General features: G+C 63.9%; 16 protein-coding genes and 1 pseudogene. 7 read left to right on the forward strand and 10 right to left on the reverse strand.

All coding sequences use genetic code 11. From position 1 onward, the window contains the following. Window positions 1-34: 34 nt before the first annotated feature. The 4 genes from NL532_RS00380 (at window position 35) to NL532_RS00395 (ending at window position 2,985) form a co-directional block, all read left to right on the forward strand. Window positions 35-1,588: an alpha/beta fold hydrolase gene (locus NL532_RS00380; protein ID WP_023828555.1), complete on the forward strand. Its 1,554-nt coding sequence runs from the start codon at window positions 35-37 to the stop codon at window positions 1,586-1,588. A gap of 110 nt (window positions 1,589-1,698) precedes the next feature. Continuing rightward, window positions 1,699-2,178 (forward strand): carboxymuconolactone decarboxylase family protein, encoded by a 480-nt coding sequence (locus tag NL532_RS00385; RefSeq protein ID WP_023828556.1) that lies wholly within the window; start codon window positions 1,699-1,701, stop codon window positions 2,176-2,178. 74 nt (window positions 2,179-2,252) lie between these two features. Further along, the gene (locus tag NL532_RS00390; RefSeq protein ID WP_023688799.1) at window positions 2,253-2,615 is read left to right on the forward strand and encodes a nuclear transport factor 2 family protein; all 363 of its coding nucleotides are present in this window, start codon (window positions 2,253-2,255) and stop codon (window positions 2,613-2,615) included. A 55-nt stretch (window positions 2,616-2,670) separates the two neighbouring features. Then, window positions 2,671-2,985, forward strand: a complete 315-nt coding sequence (locus NL532_RS00395) for a hypothetical protein (RefSeq protein ID WP_023738143.1) — start codon at window positions 2,671-2,673, stop codon at window positions 2,983-2,985. 28 nt (window positions 2,986-3,013) lie between these two features. Here the strand turns inward: NL532_RS00395 and NL532_RS00400 are convergent, their stop codons facing one another. From NL532_RS00400 to NL532_RS00440, 9 genes and pseudogenes are all read right to left on the reverse strand, one after another. Then, entirely contained in the window at window positions 3,014-3,712 is a 699-nt protein-coding gene (locus NL532_RS00400; protein WP_023755750.1) for a DUF3592 domain-containing protein, read from the reverse strand. 153 nt (window positions 3,713-3,865) lie between these two features. Next, window positions 3,866-5,293: a gamma-aminobutyraldehyde dehydrogenase gene (locus NL532_RS00405; protein WP_023673417.1), complete on the reverse strand. Its 1,428-nt coding sequence runs from the start codon at window positions 5,291-5,293 to the stop codon at window positions 3,866-3,868. A 105-nt stretch (window positions 5,294-5,398) separates the two neighbouring features. Further along, window positions 5,399-6,213: pseudogene (locus NL532_RS00410) on the reverse strand (ABC transporter permease). Continuing rightward, on the reverse strand, window positions 6,203-7,168 hold the full coding sequence (locus NL532_RS00415; RefSeq protein WP_023828558.1) for an ABC transporter permease: 966 nt from the start codon (window positions 7,166-7,168) through the stop codon (window positions 6,203-6,205). Before NL532_RS00415 ends, NL532_RS00410 begins: the two are co-directional and overlap by 11 nt. A gap of 219 nt (window positions 7,169-7,387) precedes the next feature. Then, entirely contained in the window at window positions 7,388-8,386 is a 999-nt protein-coding gene (locus NL532_RS00420) for an ABC transporter ATP-binding protein (protein WP_023828559.1), read from the reverse strand. A 206-nt stretch (window positions 8,387-8,592) separates the two neighbouring features. After that, entirely contained in the window at window positions 8,593-9,747 is a 1,155-nt protein-coding gene (locus NL532_RS00425) for an ABC transporter substrate-binding protein (protein WP_023736171.1), read from the reverse strand. A gap of 211 nt (window positions 9,748-9,958) precedes the next feature. Continuing rightward, complete coding sequence (locus NL532_RS00430; RefSeq protein ID WP_023673412.1) at window positions 9,959-10,870, reverse strand: LysR family transcriptional regulator; 912 nt, start codon at window positions 10,868-10,870, stop codon at window positions 9,959-9,961. 80 nt (window positions 10,871-10,950) lie between these two features. Beyond that, the gene (locus tag NL532_RS00435; RefSeq protein WP_023712606.1) at window positions 10,951-11,562 is read right to left on the reverse strand and encodes a DedA family protein; all 612 of its coding nucleotides are present in this window, start codon (window positions 11,560-11,562) and stop codon (window positions 10,951-10,953) included. Window positions 11,563-11,966: 404 nt separating this feature from the next. After that, window positions 11,967-12,731: a DeoR/GlpR family DNA-binding transcription regulator gene (locus tag NL532_RS00440; protein ID WP_023685103.1), complete on the reverse strand. Its 765-nt coding sequence runs from the start codon at window positions 12,729-12,731 to the stop codon at window positions 11,967-11,969. Between the two features lie 420 nt (window positions 12,732-13,151). On the opposite strand from NL532_RS00440, the gene NL532_RS00445 reads away from it, so the two are divergent. Together NL532_RS00445 and NL532_RS00450 are read left to right on the forward strand one after the other, a co-directional pair. Next, entirely contained in the window at window positions 13,152-14,036 is an 885-nt protein-coding gene (locus tag NL532_RS00445) for a phosphotransferase family protein (RefSeq protein ID WP_023703531.1), read from the forward strand. Then, window positions 14,033-16,486: a GcvT family protein gene (locus NL532_RS00450; protein ID WP_023828560.1), complete on the forward strand. Its 2,454-nt coding sequence runs from the start codon at window positions 14,033-14,035 to the stop codon at window positions 16,484-16,486. The genes NL532_RS00445 and NL532_RS00450 overlap by 4 nt, the downstream gene beginning before the upstream one ends. Window positions 16,487-16,498: 12 nt before the next feature. Here the strand turns inward: NL532_RS00450 and NL532_RS00455 are convergent, their stop codons facing one another. Next, window positions 16,499-17,131 (reverse strand): class I SAM-dependent DNA methyltransferase, encoded by a 633-nt coding sequence (locus NL532_RS00455; RefSeq protein ID WP_023828561.1) that lies wholly within the window; start codon window positions 17,129-17,131, stop codon window positions 16,499-16,501. A 106-nt stretch (window positions 17,132-17,237) separates the two neighbouring features. Between NL532_RS00455 and NL532_RS00460 the strand changes: the two genes are divergently transcribed. Continuing rightward, on the forward strand, window positions 17,238-18,140 hold the full coding sequence (locus tag NL532_RS00460; protein WP_023828562.1) for a phosphotransferase family protein: 903 nt from the start codon (window positions 17,238-17,240) through the stop codon (window positions 18,138-18,140). Window positions 18,141-18,151 lie beyond the last annotated feature (11 nt).

Here is an 18,151-nt window from a genome sequence, read left to right on the forward strand (position 1 = left end):
GATCAGAAATCGTCTGGCCGGGCGGGATAGCAACGTGAGGCCGATCGAGACGCGATATGCCCTCAGCGGCGACGTGCGGATCGCCTATCAGGTGGTCGGCCAGGGATCGTTCGACCTGGTTTTCGTGCCCGGCTTCATCTCCAATCTCGACCTGCATTGGGAAGACGAGGGCTACGCCAGGCTCTTGAAACGGCTCTCGGCGTTCTCGCGGCTGATCCTGTTCGACAAGCGCGGCACCGGCCTGTCCGACCGCGTCGACCCACGCCACCTGCCCAGCCTCGAAACCCGCATGGACGATGTGCGCGCGGTGATGGATGCCACCGGCAGCGGCCGCGCGGCCTTGCTCGGCGCTTCGGAAGGCGCGCCGATGGCAATGTTGTTTGCCGCCACCTATCCGGAACGGACACGAGCGCTGGCGCTCTATGGCGGTTATGCGCATTTCCACAAATGGGTGATGTCGCCGGAGCGCCTCGAGGCCTTCATCGCGACGGCCGGCACGGAATGGGGCACGGGCGCCACACTGCCCAACTTCGCTCCCGGCCGGGTAGATGATGCGCATTTCACCCAGTGGTGGGCCCGCTTCGAGCGGCTGTCGGCCAGTCCGACGGCAGCGGCAGCCCTTGCCCGGATGAATGCCGGAATCGATGTGCGCGGCGTGCTGTCGGCGATCGGCGCACCGACACTGCTCATTCATCGCCGCAACGACGCGCGGGTCGACCCGGACGCCAGCCGCTTCCTGGCGAAAGAGATCGCCAATGCGCGATTGGTCGAGGTCCCCGGGCGCGACCACCCGATCTGGACCGGCGATGTCGACCGGGTGGCCGACCTGATCGAGGAATTCCTGACCGGCGAGCGTGCCGTGGCCGAAGCGGAGCGCGTGCTTGCCGCTCTTCTGGCGACACGCATCTACGACACGGCGCGGGTTGGCGACCGCATGTGGAGCGAACGTAGCGAGCGCTTCCAGGAGAGCTGGCGGCAGCTGGTCGGCCGTCATGGCGGACGCGTCGCCGGCATCCATGGCGAATTGATGATCTCGCGCTTCGACGGGCCGGCGCGGGCCATACGCTGCGCGGCGGCACTGCGCGATGCGGCGCAACATATGGGCATTGCAAGCGCCCAGGGCGCCCATGTCGGTGAGGTCGAAATGCGCGGGCCGCCGGTGGGGCTGATGGCACGGGTGACGATGCAGATCGCCGCCCATGGCGGGCGCGGCGATATTCTGGCGTCGCGGCTGGCGGCCGATCTGGCGGCGGGGTCCGGCCTGTATTTCATCGATGCCGGGCGTGTCACGGTGGATGAGCTGGACGAGCCGCTGGCGCTGGTCCAGGCGACGTCGGAACAGCACCTGGAGCCGGCCTGCCGCCCCAAGGCGAAACCCGCCGAGCCGGCTCAACTGACGGCGCGCGAAAGCGAGGTGGTGATCCTGATCGCCGACGGCAAGAGCAATGCCGCGATCGCCGCCGAGCTGAGGCTCAGCGAGCATACGGTCAAGCGTCATGTCGCCAACATATTGCTGAAGCTCGATTTGCCGTCACGGGCGGCGGCAGCGGCATTTTCCGCCAGGCAGGCTGGCCCGGACGGGCCATAGGGACCATGGCGCTTTCGGGCGAAGCGGCCAGGTGGGGTCGAGGCGTACCAATTCTCTCCATGCAGGCCAGGCGGATGTCGCCGGGAAAGGCACTGCGAACGGAGGATGCAATGCTGAAGTCAAACAGGTCGATCAAATCGCTGGTGATAGCGGCAGGCGTTGGCGCGCTGTTCACGATCGCTCCCGCCAGGGCCGAGGATGCCTCGGCGGCCGCCGCCTACAAGGACATCGAGGCGACGCTCGGCTCGGTGCCGGACATGTTCAAGACGCTGCCCGATGTCGCCGTTGCCGGCGCCTGGGCCGAGATCAAGGGTGTGCAGCTCAACCCCAAGACCGCGCTCGACGGCAAGACCAAGGAACTGCTGGGGCTGGCCGTCGCCTCGCAGATCCCCTGCCAGTACTGCATCTATTTCCACACCGAGGCCGCCAAGCTCAATGGCGCGACCGATGAGGAGATCAAGGAGGCGATCGCGATGGCGGCCATCGTGCGTCACTGGTCGACGATGCTCAACGGCAGCCAGGTCAATTTCGCGACGTTCAAACAGCAGACCGACGGCGTGTTCGCAGCCGTCAAAGCCAAGTCGCAGTGAAATAAAATGCCGGGCGGTGCCGCCGGGCAGTGCTTGATCATCAACCGCCCGATCGACGGGCCATGGAGGAAGAAATGCTGACAAAGACGCAAAGCGTGGACGGCGCGGCGATCAAGAAAGCGATCGAAGGACGGGACGGCAGGATGCTGGCGAGCTTCTATGCCGACGACGCACTGGTGCGGGTGATCGACCGCAACAATCCGCCGAGCAAGCCGCGCGAGATCCGCGGCCGGGCGGCGATCAGCACGTTCTGGGACGACATCTGCAGCCGGGCGATGACCCACAAGGTCGACACCACCATCGCCGATGGCGACAATCTCGCCTTCACCCAGGCCTGCGCCTATCCGGACGGAACGAAAGTGTTCTGCGCGGCGATGCTGGAGCTGAAGAATGGGCGGATTGCACGACAGACCGTCGTGCAGGCCTGGGACGAGTAGTTGCACCGCGAAAAGATCAACCGCGGTTTGGGCCGCAAAACTGGAGGAGACAAAAATGTTCAGCGCCAGATGGCAGATCGACGCCAAGTTCGGGCACAAGCAGACCGTACTCGACCTGTTGAAGAAATGGGAACGCGAGATCGGCTCTCAGGTCGGCATTGCCGATCTCGAGTTCCAGATCATGACCGGTTCGGTCGGAGCTCGGGAAGCGACGGTCGAATCGCATCATCAGGTCGAAAGCCTTGCCCAGTTGGAGGGATTCTTCGCCAGGATCGGCAAGATCGACGCGCACGCCAAATGGGGCAAGGAGATGGAGCCCTACGTCGTTTCAGGCACCAGCCTTTGGAACATCTACCGCATCGTGGAGTAGCCGTGGCAGGTGCAGCAGTTTTCGGCCATCAGTTGCGGCGGCCGAAACTCGTCCGCTGCCCGGAAAACCGCCCTTCCCTGGCCAATCCGGCAGCCGCGACACGTGCCGGCTGATTGGGCAATGTGGCCTGCTTGGCCAGGGCCGCCGCTATCAAGGCGTCGGCCTGGCGCGCGCGCTGGTCCGCGCCGGCATCTCCGGCAGGGTTGCCCGCCACGGCGGAGGTCGACATCCGCCGGCGGGGTTTGAAAGCAAGATAGAGAAGCAACGCGCCGAGCAGTCCAGCCCCAATGACGATCGTCAAACGGGTGCCGGTCATGCCGGTGCGTTCGATCTGGGTGGGGTTGGCGGGGTTCTGGACGACGGTGAGCTTGTCGCCGACCTGCGGTTCGCGGGCACCGTTCTTGTTCAGCTCCATCGTGGCCTCGACGGCGTCGGCGCCGGTGCCGACGCGCAAGGTGCCGGTGAATTTCTGGGTCACCTTCCACTCTTTGTCAGCATGAACCGTCTTGAACGCATCCACCAGTTCGCACGGGATCGTGGCGGTGCTGACGGTCTTGTAGACAATCTTGTGGGTGGTCGATTCCATGTCGCATTCGACATTGACCGCGAGGATTTCAGCAGGCGCCTCGGGCCAGCCGCTCTTCTTGATCATGTCCTTGCCGCCGAACACAGCGATCAGCAGACAGAAGCCGGCAATGAGTACCAGCTTGATCTTGGTCGTGTTCATGCGCAAACCCCTCGCCGCGCGGTTTCCCGGCAAGAGGCTGCTCGTTCAGGTTGAATATTCAGTAAATCGTGAACTCCCGCCGTACCGCAAAAGTAACTCACGATTAATATACAGAAAACGCGGTGGCGAATATTTTAGAGATAGTGGCGGCCTCTACCCATGCGCCACCATCACATGACGAACGGCGGTATAATCCTCCAGCGCATAGAGAGACATGTCCTTGCCGTAGCCAGACTGCTTCAACCCGCCATGCGGCATCTCGTTGGTCAGCATGAAATGGGTGTTGATCCAGGTGCAGCCATATTGCAGACGGGCGGCCGTCGCCATGGCGCGCGAGACGTTCTTGGTCCACACCGAGGATGCCAGGCCGTAGTCGCTGTCATTGGCCCAGTTCACGGCTTCATCGACTTCGGAGAAGCGGGTGATGGAGACGACCGGACCGAACACTTCGCGGCGCACGATCTCGTCTTCCTGCAGCGCGCCGGCAACCACCGTCGGCTGGTAATAGAAGCCGGAGCCTTCGCCGGGCTTGCCGCCGGTGGTGATCTCGATGTGCTTCAGTTCCGAAGCGCGCTCGACGAAGCTCGAGACGCGATCGCGCTGGCGGCGCGAGATCAGCGGCCCGATCTCGTTTTCGGTGTCGTCGGGCTGGTTGTATTTGATGGTCGAGACGGCAGATGAGAGATCGGCGACGAGCTTGTCGTAGATCTTCTTGCCGGCATAGATGCGGCAGGCGGCTGTACAATCCTGCCCGGCATTGTAGTAGCCGAAAGCGCGCAGGCCGTTGACCACGGCGCCAAGGTCGGCGTCGTCGAAAACGATGACCGGCGCCTTGCCGCCGAGTTCCAGATGCGTGCGCTTGACCGACTTGGCGGCGGCCTGCAGCACCTTCTTGCCCGTGGCGACGTCGCCGGTGATCGAAATCATGTTGACCTTGGCGTGATTAATCAGCGTGTTGCCGACGCTGTCGCCGCGGCCGAGCACGACATTGACGACGCCCTCGGGCAGAACCTCGGCCAGGATCCTGGCCAGCTTCAGCGCCGTCAGCGGCGTCTGCTCCGACGGCTTGAAGACGACGGTGTTGCCGCCGGCAATGGCCGGCGCCAGCTTCCAGGCCATCATCATCAGTGGATAGTTCCACGGCGCGATGGAAGCGACAATGCCGATCGGATCGCGCCGCACCATCGAGGTGTGGCCGGGAATGTATTCGCCGGCGACCACGCCCGGCATCGAACGCACAGCGCCGGCAAAGAAACGATAGCAGTCGACGATCGCCGGGATCTCGTCATTGAGCACGGCGTTGATCGGCTTGCCGCAATTCAGCGCCTCGAGCGCCGCGAACTCCCGCGCGTTGGCCTCGATGCGGTCGGCGATCTTGAGGAGATAGCCGGAGCGCTGCGCCGGCGTTGTGCGTGACCACAAGACGAATGCTCGCCCGGCGGCAGTAACAGCCGCCTCGATCTGCGCCTGGCTTGCTTCAGGCAGGTTGAGAATGGTCGCCCCGGTCTTTGGATTCAGAATCGGCTCCTCGGTCTCGGTGCCGTTCTCGAACTTCGAGCCGATCAGCATCTGGGTGTCCATGCAGGTTCTCCTCGGTCAGGAGCGAGTAGCGAATAGCGAGTAGCGAATAGGGCTGGTCGTGCAATCTCCCCTATTCGCTATTCGCTACTCCCTATTCGCTGTTCTTCATTTGCCCGAACCGGCGATCTGGTCGCCGTCGCGGGTCAGGTAATAGGCGGCAAGGATGGGCAGCAGCGTCACCAGCACCACGACCATGGCGACGACATTGGTGACCGGACGCTGGCGTGGGCGGATCAGCTCTTCCAGCATCCAGATCGGCACGGTCTGCTGCTGGCCGGCGGTGAAGGTGGTGACGATGACCTCGTCGAAGGAGAGCGCGAAGGCGAGCATCCCCCGGCAAGCAGAGCGGTGGCGATGTTGGGCAGCACGACGTGCCGGAAGGTCTGGAAGCCGTCGGCGCCGAGATCCATCGAGGCCTCGATCATTGAGCCGGAAGTGCGGCGGAAACGGGCGACCGCATTGTTGTAGACGACGACAACGCAGAAGGTGGCGTGGCCGAGCACGATCGTCCAGAACGAGAACGGGATGTCGGCTAGCGAGAAGGCCGAGCGCAACGCGATGCCGGTGATGATGCCGGGCAGCGCGATCGGCAGGATGACGAGCAGCGAGATCGTCTCGCGGCCGAAGAATTTCGTCCGTGACACGGCGGCGGCGCACAGCGTGCCCAGGATCAAGGCAATCGCCGTCGAGATGGCGGCGACACGGACCGACAGCGACAGCGCCTGCCAGACATCCGGCCGGTTCCAGGTGACGGCAAACCATTGCGTGGTCAGCCCCGGCGGCGGCCAGACGAAGCTCTTCTCTTCCGTGGTGAAGGCATAGACGAAGATCAGCAGGATCGGCAGGTGCAGGAAGAGCAGGCCGCAAGCGGCTGCGATCTTGAGGCCGAGCGGGGCGGATTGCGAACCGTCAGAGCGCATCGAAGGCCCCCATGCGCTTGGCGCCCCAGAGATAGAAACCCATGATGACGATGGGCACGACGGTGAAGGCGGCGGCGAGAGGGATGTTGCCGGCTGTGCCCTGCTGCGAATAGACGGCCTGGCCGATAAACAGCCGCGACGTGCCGATGATCTGCGGGATGATGTAGTCGCCCAGCGTCAGCGAGAAGGTGAAGATCGAGCCGGCGACGATGCCGGGCAGCGCCAGCGGGAACAGCACGTTGCGGAAGGTCTGGCCCGGCGACGCCCCGAGATCGGAGGACGCCTCGACCAGATTGCCGGGCACGCGCTCCAATGCCGCCTGCACCGGCAGGATCATGAACGGCAGCCAGACATAGACGAAGGCGATGAAGGTTCCGGTGGCGGAGACCGACAGGGAATTGCCGCCGACGACCGGCAGCGACAGCCAGCCATCGAGCATCCAAAGCAGATGCAATTTGGCCAGCAGCCAGGTCAGAATGCCTTCCTTGGCGAGGATCAACTTCCAGGCGTAGATCTTGACGAGGTAGCTCGACCACAGCGGCAGCATGATTCCGAGATAAAACAGCGCCTTCCACCGGCCGCGGGCATAGCGCGCCGCATAATAGGCGATCGGGAAGGCGATGACGGCCGAGGCCAGCGTGACCAGCACCGCCATCGTCACCGTGCGCAGGATGATGTCGAGATTGGCGGGCTGGAACAGGTCGCCATAGGTCTTCAGCGTGAATTCGTGGTTGATGAGGCCGGAGAACTCGTCGATCGAGAAAAAGCTCTGCGCCAAGAGCGCGAACAGCGAACCGATATAGACGACGCCCAACCACAGCACCGGCGGCGCCAGCATGAGGAACAGCAGCAGTTGCGGCTTGCGCCAGAAAAGGTCCGACAGTGCGCCGCGCATGCCACCGCTGCCGGGCAGGATGGCGGGGGCGGAGGTTGAGTTGAGCGCGGCGATGGTCATGGGGCGACCGCGTGCTGAAGGAACCCTGAGAAGCCGCGTTCCTTCACACCCCCCTCTGTCCTGCCGGACATCTCCCCCTCAAGGGGGAGATCAGCAGTTTCGCTGTCTCGCCAAATCCCCAACGTTGAAGATTGGCGAAACCGGGAGGAACAGCCAATCTCCCCGCTTGAGGGGGAGATGTCCGGCAGGACAGAGGGGGGTGCTTGGCGCAAACCTCAATCATGCCGGCTCGTCCATCAAATGCAAATGCTCGCGGTTGAACGTCAGCACCACCGCTTCGCCTTCCGCCGGCAGCTTTGTCCCGGCCGGCACGATGGCGTGCAGCCTCAACCCGTCGGCGTCGAGCGCCAGCTTGGTCGTAGCGCCGAGATAGTTGGTTCCGACCAGGCGCGCGGCAACGCCCTCGCCTTTGGCGGCGCGGCCGATGCGGATGGATTCGGGACGCAGGCTGCCCCAGCGGTGCTGGCCGGAATAGCGCTGGACGAAGTCCGGCGGCAGTACGTTGGAGGAGCCGACGAAATCGGCGACGAAGCGGGTCTTCGGTCGCTGGTAGATGTCTTCCGGCGTGCCGATCTGCATGATCTTGCCGTCATTGAAGACGGCGACGCGGTCGGCCATCGACAGCGCTTCGCCCTGGTCGTGGGTGACGAAGACGAAGGTGATGCCGAGCGCCTTCTGCAGCGACTTCAGCTCTTCCTGCATGTTCTCGCGCAGTTTGAGATCGAGCGCGCCGAGCGGCTCGTCGAGCAGAAGCACCTTGGGCTGGTTGACCAGCGCACGGGCCAGCGCCACGCGCTGGCGCTGGCCGCCGGAGAGCTGGCCGGGACGGCGGGCGCCATAGCCGGGAAGCCGCACCAGTGACAATGCCTCTTCCGCCGCCTTCTGCCGCTGCGGCTTGGCGATGCCCTTGACCATCAGCCCGTAGGCGACATTGTCCAGCACGTTCAAATGCGGGAACAGCGCGTAGTCCTGGAACACCGTGTTGACGTTGCGGCGATAGGGCGGCACGCCCTCGGCGCGGTCGCCGAAGATCGAGATCGAGCCCGAGGTCGGCTGCTCGAAGCCGGCGATGAGGCGCAGGCAGGTCGTCTTGCCGGACCCCGACGGACCGAGCATGGCGAAGAACTCGCCCGGCACGATATCGAGATCGACCGCATCGACGGCGCGCACGCTGCCGAAATGGCGAGAGACTTTCTGGAAGGAAACGGCCGGTGTCATGGGCTGTCCGTCTGTTGCCGGTTTGTGTTCGTCGAAATAGCTCTTGCCGCCACCAATCAGGCCAGCGGGCACGGCACTTCACCTCCCCCTCGATGGGGGAGGTCGCGGCGAAGCCGCGGGTGGGGTGACTAGCACCGGACGTCAGCGTTGCCCCCACCCCGACGCTGCGCGTCGACCCTCCCCACAAGGGGGAGGGTTAAGGGAGCTCAACGCCCGCCGATGACGCCGATATAGTCGGACACCCAGCGGTAGTAAGGCACGCACTGGTCGTTCTGGGTTGCGCACTTGGAGACCGGCGTCTTCCAGAACTTGATCTTGTCGAAGTTCTCGTAGCCGTTGGTCTTGCAGCCTTCCTCGCCGAGCAGCTCGTTGCCCTTGCAAGCAGCGGGCACGACCGGGAGCGAGCCGAACCAGGCCGAGACGTCGCCCTGGACCTTGGGCGACAGCGAATGCTCGAGCCACATATAGGCGCAGTTCGGGTGCGCGGCGTCGGCCTCCATCATGGTGGTGTCGGCCCAGCCGGTGACGCCTTCTTCCGGCACGGTCGAGGCGACCGGCTTCTTGGCGGCGACCAGCGTGTTGACCTGGTAGGGCCATGAGCCGGAGGCGACGACGCCTTCGTTCTGGAAATCGTCGACCTGGATGGCGGCGTCATGCCAGTAGCGACCGACCAGCGTCCGCTGAACACGCAGCAGTTCGAGTGCGGCCTTGTACTGGTCCTCGTTCAGTTCGTAGGGATCCTTGATGCCGAGTTCCGGCTTGTGGAACATCAAATAGTTGGCGGCGTCGGCGATGTGGATCGGGCCGTCATAGGCCTGGACGCGGCCCTTGTTGGACTTGCCGTCCGGCAGGTTCATTTCCTCGAAGACGACGTTCCAGCTCTTGGGCGCTTCCTTGAAGACATCGGTGTGGTACATCAGGATGTTCGGGCCCCACTGATAGGGAACGCCGTAATGCACCTTGTCGACGGTGAACCAGGGCGCATCCTTCAGACGGTCGTCTACCGCCTTCCAGCTCGGGATGAGATCGGTGTTGATCGGCTGCACGCGCTTGCCGGCAACGAGGCGCAGCGATGCGTCACCCGAAGCGGTGACTAGATCGAACCCACCCTCATTCATCAGCGAGACCATCTCGTCGGAGGTGTTCGCGGTCTTGACGTTGACCTTGCAGCCGCTCTCCTTCTCGAAGGAGGTCACCCAGTCATAGCCCTTGTCGGTTTCGCCGCGCTCGATGTACCCCGGCCAGGCAACGATGCTGACCTCCCCTTCGCCCTTGCCAAGTTCCTTGACCTGGGCGACGGCCTGACCGGAAAAGGTCAGCGCGACCGTCAAGGCGGTGCACGTCTTCAGGAATGAATTCATCGTCAATCTCCCATTTTGGCGCCTGACTGCGAAGCGAGTCGCCGCCGCGGTCAGCCGCAGGCTGAAAAGCGTCAGTTCATCCGATGGCACGTTGCCGCTCTGATGGCGGCTTTCGTCCCTGACATGAAAAGTGCTCGGAAAATTCCGGTTTCGCAAATTCATTTATCAGAAACGCGATATCGGTTTTTCCGATAGATAACCACGCACCCTATCAACGCTGCTGGCGTACCATACGCTGCGACTGGGCAAGGCCGATGAAGTCGCGCGACGCCTGCGGCAGACCGGAGCCGCGGCGCCAGACCATGCCGACCTGGACGACCGGCAGGGAACCCGAAATGTCGCGCGATTCGATGCGGTCGCCTTCCAGCGACCACGGCCGGTAGACTAGGTCGGGCAGCAACGCCACGCCCGCACCTGTGGCGACGAGGCTGCGAACGGCTTCGACCGAGCGGGTGCGAAAGGCGACATGCGGCCTGGCGCCGATCGCCGCCAGAAGCTTGCCGGTGTTCTCCTCGATCTCGTCGACGGTCAGCATGATCAGCGGCTCGCCGGCAATGTCGCCTATGCCGATAATGTCGGCGCTGGCCAGCTTGTGGCCGAGCGGGACCCACAGCCGGTAGGCCGAGACCTCGAGGATTTCCGACTGCAGCGCGGTGCGGTCGCGCAAATTGGAGGTGACCATGACGGCAATGTCGAGCTTGCCGCCGATCAGCAGATGTTCGAGATAGTCGCCATTGTCCTCGATGGCCGAGACATCGACGCCGGGATAGGCGCGGCGGTAGCGCGCCAGCAGATCGGACAGCACATAGCCCGCGACCAGCGAGGTGACGCCGAGCTGCAGCCGCCCGCCGGCCACCACCTGGTCGTCGGAAAAAGCGCGGCGCGCGTCGGAGACGTCGGCCAGGATCTTGGTCGCATGGCGCAGGAACTGGTGGCCTTTGTGGGTAATGTTGAGGCCACGCGGATGGCGCTCGAACAATTCGACGCCGAGATCGCTCTCCAGCTCCTTGATCGCCTCGGTGACCGAGGATTGCGAGATGGAGAGGTTTTGTGCGGCGCCCGACACCGTGCCTTGCTCGGCGACGGCAATGAAGAACTGCAGCTGGCGGATGGTGAAAGCCATGGCCGGACTAAACACCGGCGCGCCGGGGAAGGAAAGCCGAAGGCGGAGCTTAAACCCATACGGCTTGAGGCGCCTCCTGGTCAGCCGAACCCGAGGCGCCGCCGGCAGGCTGAACCGTAGCGCAGCGCGAGCATGAACGCCGTCTCCAGCGCCATGACGATGACGATGATGCGAAAGCCGATGGCATAGGAATCCCGGCCGCTGCCGCGCATAAGGTAGCCGGTGACGAGGAAGCCGGTGTTCCATAGCGTGGCGCCGAGCAGCGTCGCCGCCGCGAAGGGCAAGAGTGGAAGACGGAGCGCGCCGGCCGCGATCGGCAGATAGTTGCGAACCGTCGGGATGAACTGCGCCAGCAAGGAGACCCGGACATGATGGCGGCGATAGGCCTGACCAAGCTTGCTGTAGGTCGCATAGCGCAAGCAGACATATTTGCCGAAACGCTGGACCAGCCTGTCGGCACGATCCAAGCCAATCCGACGACCCAAACTATACCAGACAAGGCAGCCTGTGATGGCGGACAGCGTCGTTACCAGAAGCAGGATCGCCAGCGCCGGGAGATCGGGGGCTGCCGTCATGCCGAGGAACAGCAGCAGCACATGCGAGGGCGGCAGCGGCAGGATCTTTTCTGTGAAGGCGAGGCAGGCGACGCCGAGCAGGCCGAAGCCCAGGATCGCCGACAGTGGATCAGTCATGCGAAGCGCCAGTCATAGGTTTTGAGGTTCTTGATCCTGGACACCTTATACACCGTCATACACCGTCGCCGGCGGAAAGTTGCGGAATGTCCGGCCAAGCCGGGTCGGCTTCCAGGTCGGAGCGCGCAAGCGTCCAGGCCATGAGGAAAGACAAGGCATCGTTTGCAGCATGGTGGCCTCATTGCTGATGCGGGCGATTCGCCCGGCCCGCATTTCGACGAGGCGCTGTTTGCGGCTGCCAAGTTGCATGGACATTGCGAAGAGCGGGATGATTGAAAAACAATTTTTCACCAGAACGAAATCTTATGCGGCCGGCGACGCGGCGCGCATGATGCACAACATGCCTTCGTGGTATCGGGTGGCGGCATGGCCGGGATCGCGGCGCGCCAGTCGCTGGTGTTTGGCTAGGCCGCAGCAATGCTAAGGCGCGCTCCAGCCTCGGCAAGTGCCGAGGCAATGTCGCGCGGCGGCGGCTGGTCGGTGGCGAGTTCGGAAAAACCGTCGAAGCCGCAGACCTGGACCAGACCCTGGCGACCGAACTTGGTGTGGTCGGTGATGACCAGCGAGCGCTGGCCGCGCGACAGCACCATGCGGGCGAACTCCGCCTCTTCCAGATCGTAGTCGGCAAGGCCTGCGGCGGCATCGACGGCGCCGATCGAAATCACCGCATGGCTGACCGAGAAGCGGCTGACGAAATCGATCGCCGAGGCGCCGAAGGCGGCTCCGGAATCGCTGCGCAATTCGCCGCCGGCCATATAGACCTTGTTGCCGTTGACGGTGGCCAGCGTGCGGGCGATGTCGGATGAATTGGTGACCACGGTCAGCCGCCGGTGGCCGAGCAGTTCGCGGGCCAGGAACGAGGTCGTGGTGCCGGTGTCCAGCATGACCGATTCACCGTCGCGAATGGTGGCAGCGACCATGCGGGCGATCAGCCGCTTGGCCTCCGCATTGTCGCGCATGCGCCGCTCGAACGGCGCTTCGCCGGCCATCGACGGCAGGCCGATGGCGCCATGCATCTTGAGCACCGAGCCATTGCCGGTCAGTGGCTTGACATCCCGGCGCACCGTTTCAAGCGAAACCCCCAGCCGGTCGGCGAGGCTGGCAATGGTGACGGTGCCCTCTTCCTTGAGGAGGCGGAGGATTTCGCCATGCCGTTTCGAATGGATCATCTGGCTTCCTCAATTTGCGGCCTGCCCGGTTTTAGGGCAATGCCGCCGTTTTTAAAGGAATTGCTCGTGGTTTCGGGCAAAACACCCAAAAAAAGTCACAACATTTCATTGACAGTTAGGTAGCACTGGCGTGACATTGACGGCGTGACAGCTTCGGAACTGCCACGGGAGGGTGATGGCAGAGCCGCATTTCACGGACCCGACCGTCTGGCCAGACCGTCTGGGATTGAACTGGCACAAAGTTTTTCAAATCCGCGGGGGCGGAGACCGGGTATCAAAACCTGGCCAGAGGGGCTCGTCGGTGCGGTGCGGGATAGGAGTTCCTGTGTCCCGCACCGACGAGATTTTTGCGCTTCCCCTAACCCTCGTTGCGCGGCGCTTGGCGCCTATCGAAGCTCCGCAAAAGTCAGGGATGGCCCCGTGACTGCTGAAGACCGCATCCGGGCCTTGCCCTGCTGGAATGGCAGCATCGACATTGCGCCGCTGCCGGGCGGCCTCAGCAACGCCAACTATCTGGTCAAGGACGCGGCCGGGCGGCATGTCGTGCGCTTCGGCCAGGACTATCCATTTCACCACGTCTTTCGCGACCGCGAGGTGATGACGGCCCGTGCGGCGCACGCCGCAGGCTTCGCGCCGGCGGTCCGCCATTCCGAACCCGGCATCATGGTCACGGAATTTCTCGGCGCGAAAACCTATGTTGCCGAGGACGTGCGCGCCAATATCGGCCGCGTCGCAGCCCTTATGCGCGGGTTCCATCGCGAGATGCCCAATCACATCTCCGGCGCCGGCTTCATGTTCTGGGTCTTCCATGTCATCCGCGACTATGCGCGAACGCTGAGCGAAGGCGGCAGCCGCAAGCGCGACGAGCTGCCCAGGCTGCTGGCTCTGGCCGACGAGTTGGAGCGGGCCCAGAAACTGCTGCCGATCGTCTTCGGCCACAATGATCTTTTGCCGGCAAATATTCTCGACGATGGCGACAGGTTGTGGCTCATCGATTTCGAATATGCCGGTTTCAACACCGCGATGTTCGATCTTGCCGGCGTTGCCTCCAACGCCGAGATGAGCGACGCGGAGTCCTTCACTTTCCTCACGGCGTATTTCATGCGCGAGCCGGATGAGGCGATCCGCCGCTCGCACGCGGCCATGCAATGCGCCTCGCTGCTGCGCGAGGCGATGTGGAGCATGGTTTCCGAACTTTACCTCGACGCGCCCGGCATCGACTACGTCGCCTACACCGCGGAGAACCTGACGCGGCTTGACGCGGCGCTGGACAATTACCGCACGAAATACGGGACACAGTCATGAGCTTGCCCACACATGCCGGCATCGTCGTCATCGGCGGCGGCATTATCGGCTGTTCGACGGCCTACCACCTGGCGCGCGACCACAAGGCCGATGTCGTGCTGCTGGAACAGGGCAAGCTGACCTCGGGTTCGACCTGGCACGCGGCCGGGCTGGTCGGCCAGCTGCGCTCGTCCGCCTCGATCACCCGCGTGCTCAAATATTCGGTCGAGCTCTACAAGGGGCTGGAAGCCGAAACCGGGCTCGCTACCGGCTGGAAGATGACCGGGTGCCTCAGGCTTGCGACCAATGCCGACCGCTGGACCGAATATAAACGGCTGGCGACGACGGCCAGGAGCTTCGGCATGGACATGCAGTTGCTGTCGCCGGGGGAGGTCAAAAAGATGTGGCCGCTGCTGGAGACCGGCGACCTCGTCGGCGCCTCCTGGCTGCCGACCGATGGGCAGGCCAGCCCCTCCGACATCACGCAGTCGCTGGCCAAGGGCGCGCGCATGCATGGCGCCAAGCTGTTCGAGGACGTCCGCGTTACCGGCTTTGACATGACGGACGGGCACATCACCGCGGTGAAGACCAACAAGGGCGACATTGCTTGCGACAAGGTGGTGAACTGCGCCGGGCAATGGTCACGCCAGGTCGGCGCGATGGCCGGCATTTGCGTGCCGCTGCAACCGGTCAAGCACCAGTACATCATCACCGAGAAGATCGACGGGCTGGCGACCGACGCGCCGACAATCCGCGATCCCGACCGCCGCACCTATTTCAAGGAAGAGGTCGGCGGGCTGGTGATGGGCGGCTATGAGCCGAACCCGCAGGCCTGGACGACCGGCCTGCCGGGCGGCGATGTCCCCGTTGACTGGGAGTTCCGGCTGTTCGACGACGACTACGATCATTTCGAGCAGCATATGAGCCAGGCGATCGCGCGCGTGCCGGCGCTGGAGACGGTCGGCGTCAAGCAGATGATCAACGGGCCGGAGAGTTTTACGCCGGACGGCAATTTCATCCTCGGTGTCGCGCCCGAATGCGCCAACATGTTCGTCGGCGCCGGCTTCAACGCCTTCGGCATCGCTTCCGGCGGCGGCGCCGGCTGGGTGCTGGCGCAATGGGTTGTCGATGGTGAAGCGCCGCTCGACCTTTGGGTGGTCGACATCAGGCGCTTTTCCGGCCTGCATCGCGATCGGCAATGGGTCAGCGATCGCACGCTGGAAGCCTATGGCAAGCATTACACGATCGGCTTTCCGCATGAGGAGTACGTCTCGGGCCGGCCGCGCATCGTCTCGCCGCTCTATGACCGGCTGAAAGAACATCGCGCCGTGTTCGGCTCCAAACTCGGCTGGGAGCGGCCGAACTGGTTCGCGCCGCAGGGCGCCAGACCCGAAGACATTTATTCCATGGGCCGGCAGAACTGGTTTGGCCCGGTGGGCGAGGAGCATCGCCATGTGCGCGAGAAAGTCGGCATCTTCGACCAGTCCTCCTTCGCCAAATACGAAATGACGGGTTCGGATGCGGCAAAGGCGCTGGACTGGATCTGCGCCAACGATGTCGCCAAGCCGGTGGGACGGCTGACCTACACGCAGCTTCTCAACACGCGCGGCGGCATCGAGGCCGATTTGACGGTGGCCAGGCTCGCCGAAGACAAATTCTACATCGTGACCGGCACCGGCTTCCGCACGCATGATCTCTCCTGGATCGGCGACCATGTCGGCAAGGGCCTCGACGTGACGTTGAAAGATGTCACCGAGGATTTCGGCACGCTGTCGCTGATGGGGCCGCGCGCCCGCGATGTGCTTTCGGCCGTCACCGACGCGGATGTCTCGAATGCCGCCTTCCCGTTCGGCCATGTCAGCGAGATCGCCATTGCCGGTCATACGGTTCGGGCGCTGCGCGTCACCTATGTCGGCGAGCTCGGCTGGGAATTGCATGTGCCAATCGCCGCCACCGGCGAAATCTTCGACGCATTGATGGCCGCCGGCAAGCCGCTCGGCATCCGGCCGATCGGCTACCGGGCGCTGGAATCACTTCGGCTGGAGAAAGGCTACCGCGCCTGGGGCTCCGACATCACCCCCAACGACACGCCTCAGGAGGCCGGCCTCGGCTGGGCGGTGAAGCTGAGGAAGAACACCGATTTCGTCGGCCGGCGGGCGCTCGAAAAGATCAGCGGCGCCGACCTGAAGAAACGCTTTGCCGGCTTCACGGTCGACGATCCCGATATCGTGCTGGTCGGGCGCGAGACGATTTTGCGCAATGGCGAACCGGTCGGCTATCTCACCAGCGGCGGTTATGGCTACACGCTGGCTAAGAACATCGGCTATGGCTATGTCCGCAACGCCGATGGCGTCGGCGACGATTTCCTCGGCTCGGGCGACTATGAGCTGGTGGTCGCCATGGAGCTGACGCCGGCGAAGATCCATCTCGAACCGATGTACGATCCTTCGATGAGCAGGATCAAGGCATAGGCTGCGCCAGACTCAGCTCACGCGCAGCACAAGGCCGCGGCTGGGCACGGTGTCAGCCTCGCCAGGCATCGAAACATAAGGCGCAGTCTCCTCGGCACGAACGACCCTGCCCTCAGCCTCGAGCGCAGCGATGCGATCGGCAAAGCCGGCGTTCCACAGCGTGTTCTTGATGGTCAGCACGATGACGCCACCGGGACGGCAGACGCGGATCAGTTCGTCCAGCCCCTCGGCGCCGACATGGCCGGAGGTGAAAACGCCGGCCGAGACGATGCCGGCATAGGCATTGTCGGCAAAGGGGAGCGGGCCGCCGAGCGCCAGGCAATGCAGCGCCGAATAGACGCCCTTTGCCGCCGCCTTGGCCAGCATGCCTTGCGAAATATCGAGCGCTTCGACCTGGGGATAGCCGGTGATGGCCAGCCACTCGCCGATCAGCCCGGTGCCGGCCCCGGCATCGAGAAGCGGGGCCGCGCCGCGCGGCAGATGCCGTGCGAGCAGGGCCAGGCAGATCGTCGGATGGCGGTAGCCGGCGGCCGACATATCGGCATCGTAGGTTTCCGACCAATTGTCATAGATCGCGGCGACGTCCTCGGGCCGTTGCGCCGCATAGGCGGCGCCAAGCCCGCCATGATCCTTGTTGCCCGCCATGGCTGTTTCTCCGCCAGCTCGCTGCTCACCCTCGATCGGATGATAGCCAAACGGCGAAAACTGTGGAACCGTTGTCGCAAGAAATACACGGCCAAGGGCAACAGGCATGGGGACGGACGAGGCACGCGCAACACTTGCGGCAATTCCGGCATTGGCGGGCTATGACGGACCGCTTGAGCGGCTGGGCGGGATGACCAATCTCGTCTTTCGGGCCGGCGATATCTGCCTGCGCATGCCCGGCAAAGGCACGGAGGAGTATATCAACCGCGCCAATGAAGCGGTGGCGGCGCGTGAGGCGGCCAAAGCGGGCGTCAGCCCCGAAGTGCTGCATGTCGACCCCGCGACAGGCGTGCTGGCGAGCCGCTTCGTTGCCGGCGCCGTGACGATGTCGCCGGAAAAGTTCAAGCTGCGCGCCGGCAGCCCGGCCCGCGCCGGCGAAGCCTTCCGCAAGCTGCACACGTCCGGTGCGGTATTTCCGTTCCGCTTCGAGCTGTTTGCGATGATCGACGACTATCTCAAGGTCTTATCGACCAAGGAAGTCGCCTTGCCGCCGGGCTACCACGACGTGGTGCGCGAATCCGACACCGTGCGTGCGTCCCTTGCCGCGCATAGACTGCCGATTGCCGCCTGCCATTGCGATCCACTGTGCGAGAATTTTCTCGATACGGGCGAGCGGATGTGGATCGTCGACTGGGAATATTCGGGGATGAATGACCCGCTCTGGGATCTCGGCGACCTCTCGGTCGAAGGCCGGTTCGACACCGCGCAGGAGGAAGAGATGATGCGCGCCTATTTCGGCGGCGAGGCAAAACCGGCCGAGCGCGGCCGCGTCGTCACCTACAAGGCGATGTGCGACCTGTTGTGGACGCTGTGGGGGCTGATCCAGCTTGCCAACAACAACCCGGTCGAGGACTTCCGCGCCTATGCCGACGGCCGCTTCGCCCGTTGCAAGGCGCTGATGGAAACGCCTGAGTTTTCACGGCATCTGGCGGCGGTGCGCATGGGCTAGGCGGCACCCGA

Source organism: Mesorhizobium sp. C120A (assembly GCF_030323105.1).
Classification (GTDB): domain Bacteria; phylum Pseudomonadota; class Alphaproteobacteria; order Rhizobiales; family Rhizobiaceae; genus Mesorhizobium.